General features: G+C 62.4%; 14 protein-coding genes, 1 pseudogene and 1 riboswitch. Of the genes and pseudogenes, 7 read left to right on the forward strand and 8 right to left on the reverse strand.

Going from position 1 to position 16,094, the window contains the following annotated elements:
- Positions 1–2: 2 nt before the first annotated feature.
- The 4 genes from ACQ4WL_RS09075 (at position 3) to ACQ4WL_RS09090 (ending at position 3,717) form a co-directional block, all read left to right on the forward strand.
- The gene (locus ACQ4WL_RS09075) at positions 3–638 is read left to right on the forward strand and encodes an LON peptidase substrate-binding domain-containing protein (RefSeq protein WP_436509410.1); all 636 of its coding nucleotides are present in this window, start codon (positions 3–5) and stop codon (positions 636–638) included.
- A 143-nt stretch (positions 639–781) separates the two neighbouring features.
- Positions 782–1,525, forward strand: coding sequence for a DNA-binding protein (locus ACQ4WL_RS09080; RefSeq protein ID WP_436509411.1), 744 nt, complete (start codon positions 782–784; stop codon positions 1,523–1,525).
- A gap of 226 nt (positions 1,526–1,751) precedes the next feature.
- A complete protein-coding gene (locus tag ACQ4WL_RS09085) occupies positions 1,752–2,699 on the forward strand; it encodes a cupin-like domain-containing protein (protein WP_436509412.1) in 948 nt (315 codons plus the stop codon).
- A 106-nt stretch (positions 2,700–2,805) separates the two neighbouring features.
- The gene (locus ACQ4WL_RS09090; protein ID WP_436509413.1) at positions 2,806–3,717 is read left to right on the forward strand and encodes an ADP-ribosylglycohydrolase family protein; all 912 of its coding nucleotides are present in this window, start codon (positions 2,806–2,808) and stop codon (positions 3,715–3,717) included.
- Here the strand turns inward: ACQ4WL_RS09090 and ACQ4WL_RS09095 are convergent.
- Together ACQ4WL_RS09095 and ACQ4WL_RS09100 are read right to left on the reverse strand one after the other, a co-directional pair.
- Positions 3,714–4,156, reverse strand: a pseudogene (locus ACQ4WL_RS09095) (class I SAM-dependent methyltransferase). The gene ACQ4WL_RS09090 and the pseudogene ACQ4WL_RS09095 sit on opposite strands and share 4 nt — an antisense overlap.
- Positions 4,153–5,406, reverse strand: coding sequence for a voltage-gated chloride channel family protein (locus ACQ4WL_RS09100; RefSeq protein WP_436509645.1), 1,254 nt, complete (start codon positions 5,404–5,406; stop codon positions 4,153–4,155). The pseudogene ACQ4WL_RS09095 and the gene ACQ4WL_RS09100 overlap by 4 nt, the downstream one beginning before the upstream one ends.
- A gap of 95 nt (positions 5,407–5,501) precedes the next feature.
- Positions 5,502–5,576: riboswitch (Fluoride riboswitch) on the reverse strand.
- A gap of 134 nt (positions 5,577–5,710) precedes the next feature.
- Between ACQ4WL_RS09100 and ACQ4WL_RS09105 the strand changes: the two genes are divergently transcribed.
- Positions 5,711–6,238 carry a lecithin retinol acyltransferase family protein gene (locus tag ACQ4WL_RS09105; protein WP_436509414.1) on the forward strand — a complete coding sequence of 176 codons (528 nt, stop codon included), beginning with the start codon at positions 5,711–5,713 and terminating at the stop codon, positions 6,236–6,238.
- 68 nt (positions 6,239–6,306) lie between these two features.
- On the opposite strand, the gene ACQ4WL_RS09110 is transcribed toward ACQ4WL_RS09105, so the two are convergent.
- Complete coding sequence (locus ACQ4WL_RS09110; RefSeq protein ID WP_436509415.1) at positions 6,307–7,896, reverse strand: pyridoxal-dependent decarboxylase; 1,590 nt, start codon at positions 7,894–7,896, stop codon at positions 6,307–6,309.
- Positions 7,897–8,060: 164 nt separating this feature from the next.
- Positions 8,061–9,137, reverse strand: coding sequence for a tryptophan--tRNA ligase (gene trpS, locus ACQ4WL_RS09115; protein WP_436509416.1), 1,077 nt, complete (start codon positions 9,135–9,137; stop codon positions 8,061–8,063).
- Positions 9,138–9,453: 316 nt separating this feature from the next.
- Between trpS and ACQ4WL_RS09120 the strand changes: the two genes are divergently transcribed.
- Positions 9,454–11,397, forward strand: coding sequence for a CocE/NonD family hydrolase (locus ACQ4WL_RS09120; protein WP_436509417.1), 1,944 nt, complete (start codon positions 9,454–9,456; stop codon positions 11,395–11,397).
- On the opposite strand, the gene ACQ4WL_RS09125 is transcribed toward ACQ4WL_RS09120, so the two are convergent.
- From ACQ4WL_RS09125 to ACQ4WL_RS09140, 4 genes are all read right to left on the reverse strand, one after another.
- Positions 11,394–12,251: an EamA family transporter gene (locus ACQ4WL_RS09125; RefSeq protein WP_436509418.1), complete on the reverse strand. Its 858-nt coding sequence runs from the start codon at positions 12,249–12,251 to the stop codon at positions 11,394–11,396. The two genes, ACQ4WL_RS09120 and ACQ4WL_RS09125, sit on opposite strands and share 4 nt — an antisense overlap.
- Before the next feature lie 10 nt (positions 12,252–12,261).
- Positions 12,262–13,083 (reverse strand): substrate-binding periplasmic protein, encoded by an 822-nt coding sequence (locus ACQ4WL_RS09130; protein WP_436509419.1) that lies wholly within the window; start codon positions 13,081–13,083, stop codon positions 12,262–12,264.
- 100 nt (positions 13,084–13,183) lie between these two features.
- A complete protein-coding gene (locus ACQ4WL_RS09135) occupies positions 13,184–14,467 on the reverse strand; it encodes a TCR/Tet family MFS transporter (RefSeq protein WP_436509420.1) in 1,284 nt (427 codons plus the stop codon).
- Between the two features lie 118 nt (positions 14,468–14,585).
- Entirely contained in the window at positions 14,586–15,236 is a 651-nt protein-coding gene (locus ACQ4WL_RS09140) for an HD domain-containing protein (RefSeq protein WP_436509421.1), read from the reverse strand.
- 328 nt (positions 15,237–15,564) lie between these two features.
- Between ACQ4WL_RS09140 and ACQ4WL_RS09145 the strand changes: the two genes are divergently transcribed.
- Positions 15,565–16,056: a chemotaxis protein CheW gene (locus ACQ4WL_RS09145; protein ID WP_436509422.1), complete on the forward strand. Its 492-nt coding sequence runs from the start codon at positions 15,565–15,567 to the stop codon at positions 16,054–16,056.
- The last annotated feature ends 38 nt before the right edge of the window (positions 16,057–16,094 follow it).

Below are 16,094 nucleotides of genomic sequence, written 5' to 3' on the forward strand. Positions count from 1 at the left end.
CTATGACCTCGATACCTTTGTTCCCGCTCAATACGGTGCTGTATCCCGATGGCTATCTGCCCTTGCAGATCTTCGAGGTACGCTATCTGGACATGATACGTAAATGCATCATGGGCGAACAGCCGTTTGGCGTGGTGCAGCTGCGGGACGGTGCAGAAGTACGCAAGCCGGGCCAGCACGAAATCCTGGCGCCCGTGGGCACCCTGGCGCCCGTGGGCACCCTGGCGCGCGTCATCGACTGGGCCGCTCCCCTGTCGGGCTTGCTGCAAATCAAATGCATGGGCATGCAGCGCTTTCATATCCTTTCCAGCGAGCAGCTCAAGCACGGCTTGTGGATGGCGCAGATTGAAACCTTGCCGCCCGATAAAACCATTCCCATCCCGCAAGAGCAGCAGAACGTGGCCGACGCGCTCGGCGCCCTGATCCGCACCTTGCAGGAGCAAAAGATTCCGCCCGAACAAATGCCCCTGCAGCCGCCATACCGGCTCGACGAGAGCGGCTGGGTGGCGAACCGCTGGTGCGAACTGCTGTCCTTGAGCGCCATGCAAAAGCAATTGCTGCTCAGTCAGGACAATCCCGTGCTGCGCCTGGAGCTGGTGCAGGACATGCTCACGGAAAATGGTCTACTCGAAGAGTAAAACATCCCAGGCCGCATGTTTACACAACGTTCCGTTGTGCAATTGCAATTTCTATTGAGAAATACTTTACGCTTTGCCGCCGCTGGCATAAGATAATGCCCTTGGGCAAGATTGCCCTGAGCAACATTCAAGAGTACACGACAATGGCAAAAGTAAGCGCGGAACAGATCAATGCGGCAATGGAAGCGATGGCGGGCGAAGGCCAGGCCATCACGGTGCGCGCCTTGCGCGAACGGCTGGGCAACGGCGCCTGCCTGGGCACCGTCAGCAAGCTGCTGCTGCGCCGCAAGGCGGGTGCGCAGCGCCAGATCGCTGCCGCCGCCGAACTGTCGCCCGTGCTGCAGCAAGCCATCCTCGATTATGTAGGACAGGAATTAAGCGCGAGCCACAGCGCGCATGAAGCCGAGATGAACGACAATCAACAGGAATTGATGGACCTGGCCAGCGAGAACGAGCGCCAGCAAGAGTTGCTCGACTTGCAGGCGGGCGAGCTGGAAACCTTGCGCGAGGAACTCGAACGCGAGCGGCAAGTGGCCAACCAGGCACGTACGGACCTGGCCAAGGCGCAGTTGCGCCTGGAAGGCTTGCCGCGTCTGGAAGAGGCAGCCGAACAGGCGCGCATGGACCTGGCCAAGGCGCAATTCAAGCTCGAAGGCATTCCCCGCCTGGAAGAGGCTGCCGAAGCGGCGCGCGCTGAATTGATCCAGGCCCAGCTGAAACTGGAAAGCTTGACGCGCGTGGAAACGGAACTGGCGGCCGCGCGCCTGGAACTGGAAGCGGAACGCGAAGAGCTGGGCGAAACGCGCGCCGAGCTGGACGAAGAGCGCACCTTGCGCATCAAGGCGCAGCAGTTCATCGTCGATCCCATCTTCAAAACCCCTGTGTAGGAACACCTGCCCAAACCTGCTGCGCGTCGCGCTTTGCGGCCTGCGATGCTCACCGTACTGAAGTACGGTTGCGCTTCTTAGCCACAAATCACTGCCGCTCGCGACGGTTTTGTCAGGTGTCGATGCGTCGTAGGGAATCTGTCATGCGTGCTGAACGGGCCTTGCTGGCTTAAAATGGCGCACCGTCGCGCCATGCCCCCCGACGCCTTGATCGCAAAGAAGGTTTATGTTCGTAGAAAAAAAAGTGCCGCCCGAGCTTGCGGCCACCCCCATCTCGCCGCGCGCCTTGCCGCCCAGGCCGCCAGCAGAATGCAGTTCGCCCGAAGCGGCGCTTGCGCGCAAGCAAGCACGTGAAGACAAGGATGCGCAGGTGCGCGGCGTCACGTCCATCGATGCCATGCGCGAGGCCATCAAGCAGGCGGCGCGTGACTTGCCTGCCATCACCGAAGTGCCGCGCCTGGGCATGCTGGACGCGGCCGCCTTCCGCGCGCGCGCCGCGCTGGGCTTGCCCTTCCTGATGCGCGGGCTGGTGCAGCGCTGGCCCTTGTCCCGGCTGGAGCCCGACGTCTTGCGCGAACAATTCAGCCATGTGCCCGTGCGCGCGCGGGTGGGCGACTACATTAACACGGCGTTTGCGGCCGACCGCGCCATGCAGGATATGTCGATGGGGCAATACCTGGACCTGGTAGCGGAGGGCAAGTACGCGTTGCCGCCTTACCTGGGCAACCTGGAATTGCGCGAATTGAACCGCCTGTGTCACTGGCCCACGTATTTCGACAAGATGGGCCCGCCACGCTTCTGGGTGGGGCCGGCTGGCACGGTCACGCCTTTGCATTGCGATTACGACGACAATATTTTCGCGCAAGTGTGGGGCCGCAAGCGCATCTTTCTGTCGCCGCCGCACCATGATGCCTTTTTGTATCCCAGCGAAGCGAACGCCATCCTCTTCGGCTCGCCGTTCGACCCGGAAGCGCCCGATTTCGAGCGTTTCCCTTTGGCGCGCCAGGCCAGCATGATCGAATGCATCGTCGAGCCGGGCGACATGCTGTACGTGCCCGCCGGCTGGTATCACCAGGTGCGCGCGCTGACGTTTTCGCTATCCTCGAACCGCTGGGCCAGGGCTGTGCCGCTGGCCCTGCATGGCGGGGCGGCGCTGCGGCGTACCGTGGCGTAATCGGATGGCGCGATGGCCTTGCCATCGGCTTGCAGACAGTGCGGGGCATTATCGTCCCGCTTGCTATTATGTCTCCTCGTCCGCAACCGCATCGCCATGGAGAGCAATGATCACCACCAGCTTGCACAATCGTTATATGGGCGCCATGCTGGCGCTGGCCTGTGGCGATGCCATCGGCACGAGCGTGGAGTTTTCTCCGCGCGGCAGCTTCGCGCCGGTGACGGGCATGACTGGTGGCGGCCCGTTCGGTCTGCAGCCGGGACAATGGACGGACGATACTTCGATGGCGCTGTGCCTGGCCGAGAGCCTGGTACTCAAAGGGGCGTTCGCGCCGGAAGACCAGATGGCACGGTATCTGAACTGGTGGCAATGGGGCTATCTGAGCTCCACCGGCGCCTGCTTCGATATTGGCGCCACGGTAAGAGCCGCGCTGGCCAGTTTCCAGGAAACTGGCAATCCCTGGAGTGGTTCCACCGCGCCGGATTCAGCCGGCAATGGCTCGCTCATGCGGCTGGCTCCCGTCGTGCTGTTTGCCTATCCGGATGTGAGGGCGGCCGTGGCCTACGCCGCCGATAGCTCGCGCACGACCCATGCGGCAGCGGAAGCGGTCGACAGCTGCCAGTTGTTTGCCGCCTTGCTGTGCAGCGCGCTGGCGGGCACGCCGAAAGAAGAGCTGATCGGCAGTATCGCGTACCGGCCTGCCGAACCCAGGCTGGTGGAGCTGGCAAGCGGCAGTTTCGTCGCCAAAACGGAGCAGCAGATACGCGGCACGGGCTATTGCGTGGAGTCGCTGGAAGCGGCGCTCTGGTGCTTCTTCAATACGGACAGCCTGGAAGACGCCGTGCTGCGCGCCGTCAACCTGGGCGAAGATGCCGATACCACCGGCGCCATCGTCGGTCAGCTTGCCGGCGCGTATTATGGCGCCCTGGCAATTCCACCGGCGTGGCTGAATGCGCTGGCCATGCGCAGCGATATCGAAGAGTTGGCGGAAAAATTGTTTGAACGGACCCGGGCCTAGGGCAGGCCGCACCCCACCAGCAACAGCATCGGCCGCTTGTGCTCTTCCGCCAGGGCCGCCTGCCGCGCGACCTGTTCGTCTGTCGGTCCCCATTCCTCCACATGTTCCAGCTGGAAACCGGCGTGTAGCAAGGCGTTCAAGGTCGTGCCCAGGGCGCTGTGCTGCTTGATCAGGCCGCGTGCATCCCCATGGCATTCGCCTGCGCCAGCATCTTTTCCGACACATCCACGCCCAGCACCCGCCCCGCGCCAGCGTCAGCCGCCCAGCGACAGAACCAGCCATCGCCGCAACCAAGGTCGAGCACGCTTTTTCCTTGCAGTGCGGGCAGCATGGCGCGCAGGGCCGGCCATTCGGGTGCGCTGTCGAGGCCGCCTATGGAGCGGGGCAGCTGGCTGTAGCCGGTAAAGAAGGCGTCGTTGTCATAGATATTCTGTGTCATGTGTCTGCATCCTTGGGGGCCGTGCGCTTGACGTGGCCGCTGCGTTGCGCCCGGTAAATGCCCGCGTGGCCGGAAAACAGATACGCCACGACGCAGGCAATGGCCGCATACACGCCGATCTCGGCGCCGAACAGTTCCATCGCCATCAGGGTCGAGGCGATGGGCGTGTTGGCGGCGCCCGCAAACACGGCGACAAAACCGATAGCGGCCAGCAGGGTGACGGGTTGGTGCAGCAGCGGGCCCAGCGCATTGCCCAGGGTCGCCCCGATGAAGAACAGGGGCGTCACTTCGCCGCCCTTGAAACCGGTGCCCAGCGAGACGATGGTAAACGCCAGCTTGCCGAGAAAATCCCAGGCGGGCAGCGGCTCCTTGAGGGCATCGACGATGGTGGGGATGCCCAGGCCGATGTACTTGTCCGTGCCCAGCAGCCACACGGCGATGGCGACGACGAGGCCGCCCGCCAGTGGGCGCAGCGGGGCATAGCTGATGCAGCGCTTCATCAGCCCGCTCAAGCCGTGCGTGGCTTGTGTAAAAATTTTACCGGTCACGCCGAACAGCACGCCCGCGATCACCATGGCGCCCAGGGTCCAGGCGGAAATGGCGGGGGTCAAAGGCACGGCGTAATGCGTGTGGTGAATGTTCAATAACTGCCCCCACAGCAAGCCCACCTGGTCGGCGATGACGGCGGCGGCCAGGCAGGGCAGCATCGCTTCATAGCGCAGGCGGCCAATGGCCAGCACTTCCAGGCCGAAGATGGCGCCCGCCAGCGGCGTGCCGAAGACGGAGGCAAAGCCGGCGCTGATGCCTGCCATCAGGATGATGCGGCGGTCTTCATTGTTCAAACAAAACATGCGCGTCAGCTGGTCGGCCAGCGCGCCGCCCATTTGCACGGCCGTGCCTTCGCGCCCGACAGAAGCGCCGAACAAATGCGAGATGATGGTGCCGCCCAGAACCAGCGGCGCCATGCGCAGCGGGATGATTTTTTTCGGGTCGTGGATTTCATCGATGAGCAGATTCGCGCCGCCTTCCACCGAGCTGCCATAACGCAGATACAGCCAGCCGACAGCAAAGCCCGCCACGGGCAACAGCCAGGTCAGCCAGGCGTGCGCCAGGCGCGTGCGCGTGGCCCAGTCCAGGGCGAACAGAAAGCCGGCCGAGGCCGACCCTGCCAGCACGGCCACGACAAAGGCCAGCAGCAGCCATTTCAACAGGTGCTGTAATAGTTCAGTGAAAGCGGTAAGGCGGCTCATCATGCGTGTCCAGTTTGGCGTGGATAGAACCTGGACAGGCGAAGGGCGATGTCTGGGCGCCGGGTGTGCGCCTGCATCTTTCCGATCATCCAGGAAAGCGTGCAGGCATCATCAGCCCGAAGGCGGTTCACGAAGTCTTGCGCGGGAGGAATGCCATCTCCAAGGGAAATTTTAGCATCGCTGACATCATTTGGGATGGAATGTGCTGCTGGCATTGACAGAAACATTGGATATCGCATTGATTGAAGTAAAATATTTCTTTTAATCACTAATTTCATGGCTTGCCGCGCGGCGGCCTGGAAACATGACCAAGGACCTTATGGGACTGTTCGACATCCTCTTGAATCCTGTTTCGATATTGACCAGCCCAATCAGCAACGCGGCCAGCAGCTTTATCGACAATGTCATCCGCGATACCGTCGACAGGCCTGCAATCGGCAGCGTAGTCTTCTGCGAATTGGTGCTTGGCCAGGCAGAGCATTCGGGTGTGTACATCGGCGACGACACCATCGTGCATCTGGACGGTTCCGGTGACATTGAAGCAGTTAGCTCCGCCACGTTCCTGGCGCGCCTCGGAGGGTGGAACTCCGCCATATCAATCTATGTTTCGTGCCGTGATGGCAATCCGGTGGGGAGTCTTGCCGTTGCCGAACGCGCGCGTAAGAGTATCGGTGAAAGCAGGAAGTATCACCTCTTGCTGGAAAATTGCCATCAGTTTACCGCCGGTTGCCTGAGCGGTGACTTTGCCAGTTCCTGTACCTTGTTTACCCTGCTGAAATGGGAAGCCGAAAAGCGCATGGGCATGAATAAATGGCGGGTGTGGAAGCGCTGACCGATTGACATCGGCCTGCGCATCGCGAAGGCCGTGTTTCGATGCAGCCAGGTCACCACTTCCCGGTTCTACCAGCCCAGTTCCGCTACCAGCGCCTGGCCGATGGCCCGCTGTTCGGCGAGGATGACGCGCAGGTGGTGGGGGCGCGTCTTGACATTCGTCATGACCACGCGCAGCACATTGGTCGGGCCTGGGTAGCGCGTCGATTCCAATACGGTGCGCGAGACAAAACTGTGGCCTTGCGCCTTTTGCCGGTTTTGCAGCTTGGCGTTCAAGGTGTTCAGCTGCTGGTTCAGTTCCGTCGCCGCATCGAGCTGGCCGCTGGCCAGCAAGCTTTCCATGCGCTGGCGCATGTGCGCGGGCACGTAGCGGTAAGTCAGAATGAAGGTGTCGGAGCGCGTGACGAGTTCGAAGTCCTGCTGGTCGGCCAGCAAGTCCTGCAACTGGCCACTCAGCGTGGCCGCCTGCCGCAGCAAGGTGGTGTAGCCGGACACGCCCAGCACCTTGAACGAAGTCCACAGCTTCAAGGCGTCGAAGCGGCGCGAGCCTTCCAGCGACGTCTGTCCCAGGTCGCCCGAATTGTCGCGCAAGATGTAGTTGGCGTTATGTTTCAGCAAGTTCAGGCTGGCGCTGTCCTTGAACAGCACCATGCTTTGCGCCATCGGCACCCACAGCAGCTTATGCCCGTCGATGACGACGGAGTCGGCCAGGGAGATGCCGTCGTACAGCGCGCGGTACTGTTCCGCGATCAGCAGGGCGCCGCCCCAAGCCGCGTCCACATGGAACCAGATGGATTCGCGCGCGGCAATCGCCGCCATGGCGGCCAGCGGGTCGATGGCGCCCGTTTCCGTCGTGCCGGCAATGCCGATCATGGCAACGACCTTGATCTTGCGCTGTTTTAAATCGGCAATGGTCGCTTCCAGCGCGGCGACATCGATGCGGTTGTCGCGGTCGACGGCCACCAGGTGCAGGGCGTTTTCACCGAGCCCCAGGGTCGCCAGCGCCTTTTTCACGGAATAATGGCTGCGGGCCGAGCCGATGACGGCCAGCCCCGCGTAAGGGGAGTCCTGCATGACGGCAAACAAACCACGCTTGCGCGTGCCGGGCAGCTGCTGTTCCAGCGCCACGGCCAGGGCCGTCAAGTTGCCCATGGTGCCGCCATTGACGACATTGCCCAGCGCGCCGCTGGTGGCGCCCATCGCTTGCGTGTAGACATGTTCGGGCTGCTGGTATACCTGGCGATGCAGCCAGCCGAGGATCTGCTTTTCGATCAGGGTCGAGACATACGCCGTTTCGATCTTGACCTGGTTCTGGTTCAGGGTGGCTGTAAACGCTTCGGCCAGCACGCTGATCCAGGGCAGGGCCTGCGTCATGTGGCCGATGTATTGGGGATGGTTCAGCTGGGCCGTATTGGCCAGCACGGTAGTATCGAGTTCTTGCAGGAATGCCGCCACGGGCATGCCGTGCGCGGGCAGGCAGGTATCGGACAGTTGCGTCAGCAGTTCAGCATACGGCACGTGCGGGTACGGCGTGTCGCGTTCGGCGGCCAGCCAGCCGCCCAGCATGCGCAGCGCCTGCTGCAGGGGCGCTGGTGCTTGCTGTAGCGCATCGATGGAAAAATGCTGCTGCAGCAGCTGTTCGATAGCGGAGTCGGTCATTAGCTATGTTTCAATATATGGTGACACTAAGACAAGTGCCGGGGTCGGACCCTTAGGGTCCGACCCCAGACTCTGCTGTTGGGTTAAGCAAAAAAATGGCCCGGCGGAGACGGGATTCTACCCGACTCCGGCAGGGCGCATCAGTTTGCTATCGGGGGTGGTAATTAGAAGTAATTCAGGCCCAGCGCCGACTTGACTTCATCGGCCGTGCGGGCCGCCACTTCGCGTGCGCGGAACGTGCCTTCTTTCAGCATCTGGATGACTTGGCCCTTGTCCTTGGCAAACTCTTCGCGGCGGGCGCGGATCGGCGCCAGCATTTCCTGCAAGACCAGGTCCAGGCGCTTCTTGACGATGCTGTCGCCCAGGCCGCCGCGCACGTAATGGGCTTTCATTTCGGCCAGCGCCGCTTTTTCCGGGTCGAACGCATCCAGGTACGTGAAGGCGATGTTGCCTTCCAGGTGGCCCGGGTCTTCCACGCGCAGGTGCAGCGGGTCGGTATAGACTTTTTTCACGGCGGCCGTGATTTCAGCCGAGGTCGCGCCCAGGTTGATGGTGTTGCCCAGCGACTTGCTCATCTTGGCCTTGCCATCGATGCCGGGCAGGCGGCCGATGTCCGGCACCAGCGCCTTGCATTCCATCAGCACTTCGCGGTTGTACATGCGGTTGAAGCGGCGCACGATTTCATTCGTTTGCTCGATCATCGGGATCTGGTCTTCGCCCACGGGTACCACGCCCGCCTTGAAGGCCGTGATGTCGGCCGCCTGGCTGGCCGGGTAGGTCAAAAAGCCCGCCGGAATGTCGCGCTCGAAGCCGCGCAGGCGGATTTCTTCCTTGACGGTGGGGTTGCGCTCGAGGCGCGCCACGGTGACGATGTTCAGGTAGTAAAAGGTCAGCTCGGCCAGTTCCGGGATTTGCGACTGGATGAACACCGTGGTTTTCGTCGGGTCGATACCGACGGCCAGGTAATCGAGCGCCACTTCGACGACGTTGCGGTGCACCTTGTCGATGTCATCCATATTGTCCGTCAGCGCCTGCGCGTCGGCCAGCATGATGAATTGCTTGTAGCTGTTCTGGTAGCGCACGCGGTCGCGCAGGCTGCCCACGTAGTGGCCCAGGTGCAAGGGGCCGGTCGGGCGGTCGCCCGTCAGGATCACGGATTGCGAAGCGATGGCGGCAGCGGACAGCGGTGCTGCCGGGGTGTTGTCGGTGTCGGGAGTATCGGGAGTATTAGGCAAGCTCATCAAGTTTCCTTTTGAGCCGCCTGCATCGGGGATGATCCAGGCTGAGCCTGTTACGCCACCGATCGAGGCGGCGTGGATCAAATTCACATCACTATAGAGTGGCCGCGCGAAAGTGAGCGGGACCACCAATTCAAGCAGGCGTGTTGTGACGGGATAAATTTCATGGCGTTATGGTTGCAGTTCGTGCGCGTTCTGTCAAGTTGCGTGCCGATATATCTGCTGCACCGCGTCAGAGGCTGGCCTACTGTGGAACTTGCTTTCCGGGTACTATTGCCGTTCGGCCACTTTTGCGTGGCATGAATCATTGGAGAACAGTATGCGCGTGTCGTCCCCCGTCCGGCTCACCGGCCTGGCCCTTGTTATTAGTTCCCTGTTTGCTGCACCCGTGCTGGCGCAAACGCCGCCGATGACGCCCGATATCGGCGCCAAGCTGGTGATGCCCGACCTGAATGACTACGTCAAGCGCGTGGTGATGATCCCCATGCGCGACGGCGTCAAGCTGTACACGGTGATCGTCGTGCCGAAAGGCGCCCAAAAAGCGCCCATCATGCTCACGCGCACGCCCTACAATGCGGCCCGTCGCGCCCAGCGCGCCGCCAGTCCCAGCATGCTGGCCACCTTGCCGCAGGGCGACGATACCCTGGTGGAGAACGGCTATATCCGCGTGTTCCAGGATGTGCGCGGCAAGCATGGCTCCGAAGGCGACTATGTGATGACGCGCCCCGTGCGCGGTCCGCTCAACAATACCAAGGTCGACAATGTCACGGATGCCTGGGACACCATAGACTGGCTGGTGAAGAACGTGCCGGAAAGCAATGGCAAGGTGGGCATGCTGGGTTCCTCGTACGAGGGGCATACGGTGCTGATGGCCCTGGTCGACCCGCATCCGGCGCTGAAGGTGGCCATCCCCATGAGCGCCATGGTCGATGGCTGGCGCGGCGACGACTGGTTCCATAACGGCGCCTTCCGCATGCCGAGCTTGTCTTACCTGGCGTGGCAGACGAGTGTGCGCGGCAGCGGCGAGGCGCCCGTGACGGGCGTCTACGACGACTACGACGCGTATCTGCGCATAGGCTCGGCCGCCGACTACGCGAAAAAGTTCGGCATCGACAAGCTGACCTACACGAAAAAGCTGTTTGAACACCCGGCTTACGACAGTTACTGGCAGGAACAAGCGCTCGACAAGATCCTCGCCAAGCGCCAGCTGATCGTGCCCACCATGCACGTGGTGGGGCAGTGGGACCAGGAAGATATCTATGGCCCCTATGCCACTTACACGGCGATGGAGGGGCGCGACAAGCGCAACAACCTCAATTACCTGGCCATTGGCCCGTGGCGCCACAGCGGCGTCAACTACGACGGTTCCAGCCTGGGCGCCCTGAAGTTTGACGGCGACACGGCGCGCCAGTTCCGTGAAAAAGTCATGCAGCCATTCCTCAATCAATACCTGAAGGATGGCGCGCCGGACGCGAACACGGCGCCCGTGGTGTCGTACCAGAGCGGCACGAACCAGTGGCAGCGCTTGTCGCAGTGGCCGCTGGCTTGCGACACTTGCGAGACCATGCTGACGCCGATCTACCTGCAGGATGGCTACAAGCTGGGCTTTGCGCCAGCGCAAGCGGCGTCAGACTCTGCCAGCGGCGCCTTCGATGAATACGTGGCCGATCCCGCGAAACCCGTACCCTTCGTGGCGCGTCCCGTGCGCCTCGGCGATGGCGACCAATGGAAGCCATGGCTGGTCAGCGACCAGCGCGGCTATGCCGACCGCACGGACGTGCTCAGCTATGTTTCCGAACCGTTGAAGACGGCCGTGCGCATCGCCGGCGCGCCGATGGTCAAGCTGTTCGCCGCCACCAGCGGCACGGATGCCGACTGGGTGGTGAAACTGATCGACGTGTATCCGGACGAAGTGCCGTCGCAGCCGGCCATGGGCGGCTACCAGCTGGGCGTGGCGATGGATATTTTCCGCGGCCGTTATCGGGACAGCCGCGAACATCCGACGGCCATTCCTGCCGGCAAGGTCGAGCGCTACCGTTTCGCCTTGCCGAACGCCAACCACGTCTTCCTGCCTGGCCATCGCATCGCCGTGCAAATCCAGTCGAGCTGGTTCCCCCTGTACGACCGCAACCCGCAAACCTTCGTGCCGAACATCTTCCTGGCCCAGCCTGGCGATTACAAGAAGGCCACGCAGCGCGTGTATCACGCGGCAGGGGCGGCCAGCGCGATCGAGTTGCCGATAGCGCCGCTCGACGCGCGCTAGCCGGCGCGCATCAGCACCGCACCCGCCGCGATCAGGGTGATGGCCAGGTAGCGGCGGGGGCTGATTTTTTCGCGCAGGAACAGGGCGGCAATGGCGATGGCGAACAGAATCGACGTCTCGCGCAGGGCCGCGATGGCGGCCACGGGCGCCTGTGTCATGGCCCACAAGGCCAGGCCATACGAAGCGAGGGTGCCAAAACCGCCCAAGGCGGCCAGACGCCATTGCGTTTGCGCATACGCCAGCAAGTCGGCAGGGCGGCGCAATGCTGTCCACAGCAGCAGTCCCGCGCCATTCAAGACAAAAATCCACATGGTGTAGGCGGCCGGCGCGCCGGACAGGCGCACGCCGATGCCATCGATCAGGGTATAGCTGGCGATGACGCAGGCGTTGCCCAGCGCAAAGGCGGTGGCGTGTCCTGTGCTTTTCGCGATGCTGGCCGTGGCGGGCAGGCGGGCGGCGAAGTACAGGCCGAAGATGCCCGCGCAGATGCAGGCGACGGCAGCCATCTGCATGGCAGACAGGCGTTCTCCGATCAGCGGCCAGCTGGCCAGCGCCACGATCAATGGCGCGCTGCCGCGCATCAGCGGATAGGCATGGCTCATGTCGCCCGCCTGGTAGGCGGCCGCCAGCAGAGAATAGTAGGCCAGCTGTGCCACGGCCGAGGCGGCCAGGTAGGGCCAGCTGGCGGGCGCGGGAGCATCGATGAACGGCAGCACGGCCAGCGAGATCAGGGCCGCGCCCACGGACACCAGCACCGTGCTGAGAAAGGTATCCTTGCCCGACTTGACGATGGCATTCCAGCTGGCGTGCAACAGGGCGGCAAACAGAACGACGGCGACGACCAGCCCCGACATGCCAGTGTCCTTAGCGCGGACGTATGCTGAGCGACAACAGTTCCTGGCGGTGATGGCGCTGGAAACTCTCCATCAGGGAACCCGAGCGGCCCGCCTTGTCCAGCAGTTCGCGCAGGGTCGCCTGATCTTCCGCGGTCAGCGACTTGCGCGACAGGTAGACGCCGCTCATACCCCACGGCAATTCAGGCAGCGCTTCCAGGCGCAAGCGGTCGGCCAGGCCGTACACGCGCGCATCGTTTTGCGCCACGCCTGCCAGGATGGTGGGCGCCATGATGGTGGCGTCGATGAAGCCGCTTTGCATCAGGCGTGCCACGGAGAGCGCATCGACTTCGTAGAACAGGCGTCCCTGGCTGCTCAGTTCCTTCGCCAGCGCCTGGTATGATGCGCCATAGTCATAGCCGCGCACCAGCGCCACGCGCAATTCGCGCCGCTCGATCAATTCCTGCATGGTGTTGATGGGCGCGCGCGCGCCTTGCAGCGAGATCAGCAGGGGGCGGCTGCCCAGCATGGGGATGAACAGGCCATGCTGATCGCGCCGCAAGGTGCTGCTGGCCGGGATTAGCAGGTCGGCCTTGCCCGTCTCGAACATCGCCTCCAGTCGCGCGCGGGGCACGGCCGTGAAGATGAAGTTGCAGCCGAGCTTGGCACCCAAGCTGCGCAGCAAGTCCGGATAGATTCCGCCGATGCTGGCGCCATTCACCACCACGCTGGCGCCGATGGCCGAGATGGGTACCTGGATGTCGCGCGAGCATTGCGCGCCGGCCAGGGACGGCAGTGCCAGCGCCAGCATGGCCACGGTTCGGCGCCAGGCGCTGGAATAAAAGTCAGTCATACCCATCCTTGCTCACCATCGAATGCCGGGCGTCGGTAACGCGCGGTTGATTACCCCATTCTCGCCTATTTATTTCTCAAATACAATATTATCCCACCGACTACTTTGTGGTGGAAACCGCAAGTCTTGTCTGGCGTTGCGCCTTGAAGTAGCGCCAGGCCACCAGGATGGCCAGGGTTTGCATGATGGCGCACAGATAAAAGGTGCTGCCGATGCGCCAATCCTGTGGCGGCAAGTGGCTCACTTCGCCGAGGATCATGCTGCCGAGCAAGGGCATGATGATGATGCCGAGGCTGCTGATCGATTGCAGGGAACCCATCAGTTCTCCCTGCTCGTTGGCGGCGGACGCCTTCGAAATGATGCCTTGCAGGGCGGGGCCGGCGGCAAAGGCCAGCAGGTTGCACATAATCAAGGCATACATCATCCAGCCTTGCGTTGCCAGGCCGTACAGCAGGTAGGTGAGGGCGCCCGAGGCCATGCCCAGCAGCGACAGACGCACTTCGCCCAAACGCTTGATCAAAATGCCCAGCAAGCCTGCCTGCACGACGGCCGCGCACAGGCCCACGCAGAACAGGGCGATGCCGTTCTGGCGCGGCGTCCAGTCGAAGCGGAAATGCGTGTACAGCACCCAGGTGGTATTGAGCATCATTTGCGCAAACGTCATCAGGCCGAAGGCCAGCACCAGGCCGCGGATTTCCACGCGGCGCACCAGTTTCAGCAGGGCGGCAAACGGATTGATGCGCGCCAAAGTAAATGGCGCGCGCGCACCCGGCTGCAGCGATTCGGGCACGCAGAAATAGCCGTAGATGAAATTGGCTGCCGACAGGCCCGCCGCCACGTAAAACGGCAGGTGCAGATTGATCTCGCCCAGCAGGCCACCCAGCATGGGGCCGCAAATGAAGCCCAGGCCGAAGGCGGCGCCGATCTTGCCGAAGCTCTTGGCGCGGTTGTCCGGCGTGGAAATGTCGGAGGCATAGGCGGACGCGACCGACATGCTGGCCGACGAGACGCCGCCGATGATGCGGCCGATGAACAGGCAGGCCAGGTTCGGCGCCCAGCCCGTGGCAAGAAAATTGACGGCCATGCCGGCCATCGAATACAGCAGCACGGGACGGCGTCCCACGCGGTCGCTGATGGCGCCCAGCATGGGCATGAAGATGAACTGAAGCAAGCCGAAGACGGCCGCCATGATGCCGTACCAGAACGCTTGCGCCTCCTTGCCGCTGACAAAGTCGCCGATCAGGATGGGCAGCACGGGCACCACCAAGCCGATGCCCAGCATGTCGATGAAGACGCAGACGAGGATGAAATTGAGGTTGCCGGTGCGCGCGGGCGTGGCGGGGGACGACGGGGAATGGCTGTCGGGGTTGGTTTTATCGGACATGCATGCTTTCGGCGCGTTGGCGTTGCGCCGGTGCGTTGCAGCTTCCTGCTGACGCGCGGCGCGATAGCTGAGCCTTGCATTATAGACAGCATGGGCCATGCTGGCTATCGCCACCATGCTAGCCGGCACTTCCCCATTCGCCGGCAAAGGCGGCGCGGAAATCCGTCAGCATGGCCAGGCGCTGTTGCGCCAAGGCGCGGCCCGCCGCCGTCTGCATCTTGCCGGGCAGTTTGTCGAGCTTGGTGACGATATGGTCGAGCGCGTAGGCCTTGTCGTCGAGTGCGCGATGTTCGGCCAGCGGATCGCTGCCATGCGCCAGCGCGCTGTCCATGCGCGCCGCCGTATAGAACAGGCGTGCCAGTCCCACGGCCCCCAGCGCATCGATGCGGTCGGCATCCTGCACGATTTGCGCTTCAATGGTGTGCGGCAGCAGATTGGCGGAAAAACTGTGGGTCTCGATGGCGTGGGCCACGCCCGCCAATTTTTCTGCCGGAAAATCGCGCTCCGCCAGCTGGCGGCAAGCCAGGGTTGCCGCCTGGCGCGAAGCCAGGTGGCGCTCGGGGTGGTTTTTCGGCAAGTTGACCAAGTCGTGCAGATAGCAGGCGGCCATGACGGTGAGAGCGTCGGCTTGCGCATGGTCTTGCAGCAAGACGCTGGCATTGCGCCAGACACGCTGCAAGTGGTTGATGTCGTGGGCGCTGTCATCGCCCAGGCCGGCCGTGGCCAGTGCCAGCAGGCGTGGTTGCCATTGAGAAAGCAAAGAGTGCATGGTGCAAAGTCCTAAAAAGCAGGGGCCGCCAGTGTGGCATAAAACGCCGCCGCATGCGGCGGGCTGTCCGGCACTCCGGCGTGCCGTATTTGCCACATGGATTATGTTTTAGGAAAGTATCAGCCCACCGATTGCTCTTTTTTAGTGCATGTAAAATTTACATGAGGTAACATTGCCACACGGAAATTAGAAGCATAAGCTAATTGCGAGAAAGTATTTGCAAAACATACAAGTGGCGGCCATTCCATCGTGCATGGCTCGTCACGTCCAGGGCCTGCATGCAGCGTGCCTTGGCCTGCGCCCCAGGCGAATTAACGAAAGGATTATCATGAACACCAATTCCAGCGATACTGGCGCAAGCGTTGCCAAGGCTGCCGAATACCTGGCCTTTACCCTGGGCCAGGAAGAGTACGGCATCGACATCCAGAAAGTCAGCGAAATCCGCAGCTATGAAACGCCGACCCGCATCGCCAACGCGCCCGAGTTCGTCAAGGGCGTGGTCAACTTGCGCGGCATCATCGTGCCGATCGTCGACATGCGCATCAAGTTCAACCTGGGCACGCCCAGCTATGACCAATTTACCGTCGTCATCATCCTCAATATCGGCAACCGCGTCGTCGGCATGGTCGTGGACCGCGTGTCCGACGTCACTACCTTGCTGCCGGAACAGATCAAGCCGGCGCCGGATATGGGCCGTTCGATCAACACGGAATACGTGATCGGCCTGGGCACCATCGACGAGCGCATGCTGATTCTGGTCGATATTGACCAGCTGATGTCGAGCGCCGATATGGGCCTCATCGAGAAGCTTGCCGCCTAAGTTCTTGCTGAAGGTCAGTCGGCCAAGTTTGTCGGAAA

The organism is Janthinobacterium kochi (assembly GCF_051380715.1).
Taxonomy (GTDB): domain Bacteria; phylum Pseudomonadota; class Gammaproteobacteria; order Burkholderiales; family Burkholderiaceae_D; genus Janthinobacterium.

Excerpts from the sequence above, each read along its gene's own strand:
- ACQ4WL_RS09075 (WP_436509410.1), top strand. The coding sequence starts at position 3 with ATGACCTCGATACCTTTGTTCCCGCTCAATACGGTGCTGTATCCCGAT.
- ACQ4WL_RS09080 (WP_436509411.1), top strand. The coding sequence starts at position 782 with ATGGCAAAAGTAAGCGCGGAACAGATCAATGCGGCAATGGAAGCGATG.
- ACQ4WL_RS09085 (WP_436509412.1), top strand. The coding sequence starts at position 1,752 with ATGTTCGTAGAAAAAAAAGTGCCGCCCGAGCTTGCGGCCACCCCCATC.
- ACQ4WL_RS09090 (WP_436509413.1), top strand. The coding sequence starts at position 2,806 with ATGATCACCACCAGCTTGCACAATCGTTATATGGGCGCCATGCTGGCG.
- ACQ4WL_RS09100 (WP_436509645.1), bottom strand. The coding sequence starts at position 5,406 with ATGAGCCGCCTTACCGCTTTCACTGAACTATTACAGCACCTGTTGAAA.
- ACQ4WL_RS09105 (WP_436509414.1), top strand. The coding sequence starts at position 5,711 with ATGACCAAGGACCTTATGGGACTGTTCGACATCCTCTTGAATCCTGTT.
- ACQ4WL_RS09110 (WP_436509415.1), bottom strand. The coding sequence starts at position 7,896 with ATGACCGACTCCGCTATCGAACAGCTGCTGCAGCAGCATTTTTCCATC.
- trpS (WP_436509416.1), bottom strand. The coding sequence starts at position 9,137 with ATGAGCTTGCCTAATACTCCCGATACTCCCGACACCGACAACACCCCG.
- ACQ4WL_RS09120 (WP_436509417.1), top strand. The coding sequence starts at position 9,454 with ATGCGCGTGTCGTCCCCCGTCCGGCTCACCGGCCTGGCCCTTGTTATT.
- ACQ4WL_RS09125 (WP_436509418.1), bottom strand. The coding sequence starts at position 12,251 with ATGTCGGGGCTGGTCGTCGCCGTCGTTCTGTTTGCCGCCCTGTTGCAC.
- ACQ4WL_RS09130 (WP_436509419.1), bottom strand. The coding sequence starts at position 13,083 with ATGACTGACTTTTATTCCAGCGCCTGGCGCCGAACCGTGGCCATGCTG.
- ACQ4WL_RS09135 (WP_436509420.1), bottom strand. The coding sequence starts at position 14,467 with ATGTCCGATAAAACCAACCCCGACAGCCATTCCCCGTCGTCCCCCGCC.
- ACQ4WL_RS09140 (WP_436509421.1), bottom strand. The coding sequence starts at position 15,236 with ATGCACTCTTTGCTTTCTCAATGGCAACCACGCCTGCTGGCACTGGCC.
- ACQ4WL_RS09145 (WP_436509422.1), top strand. The coding sequence starts at position 15,565 with ATGAACACCAATTCCAGCGATACTGGCGCAAGCGTTGCCAAGGCTGCC.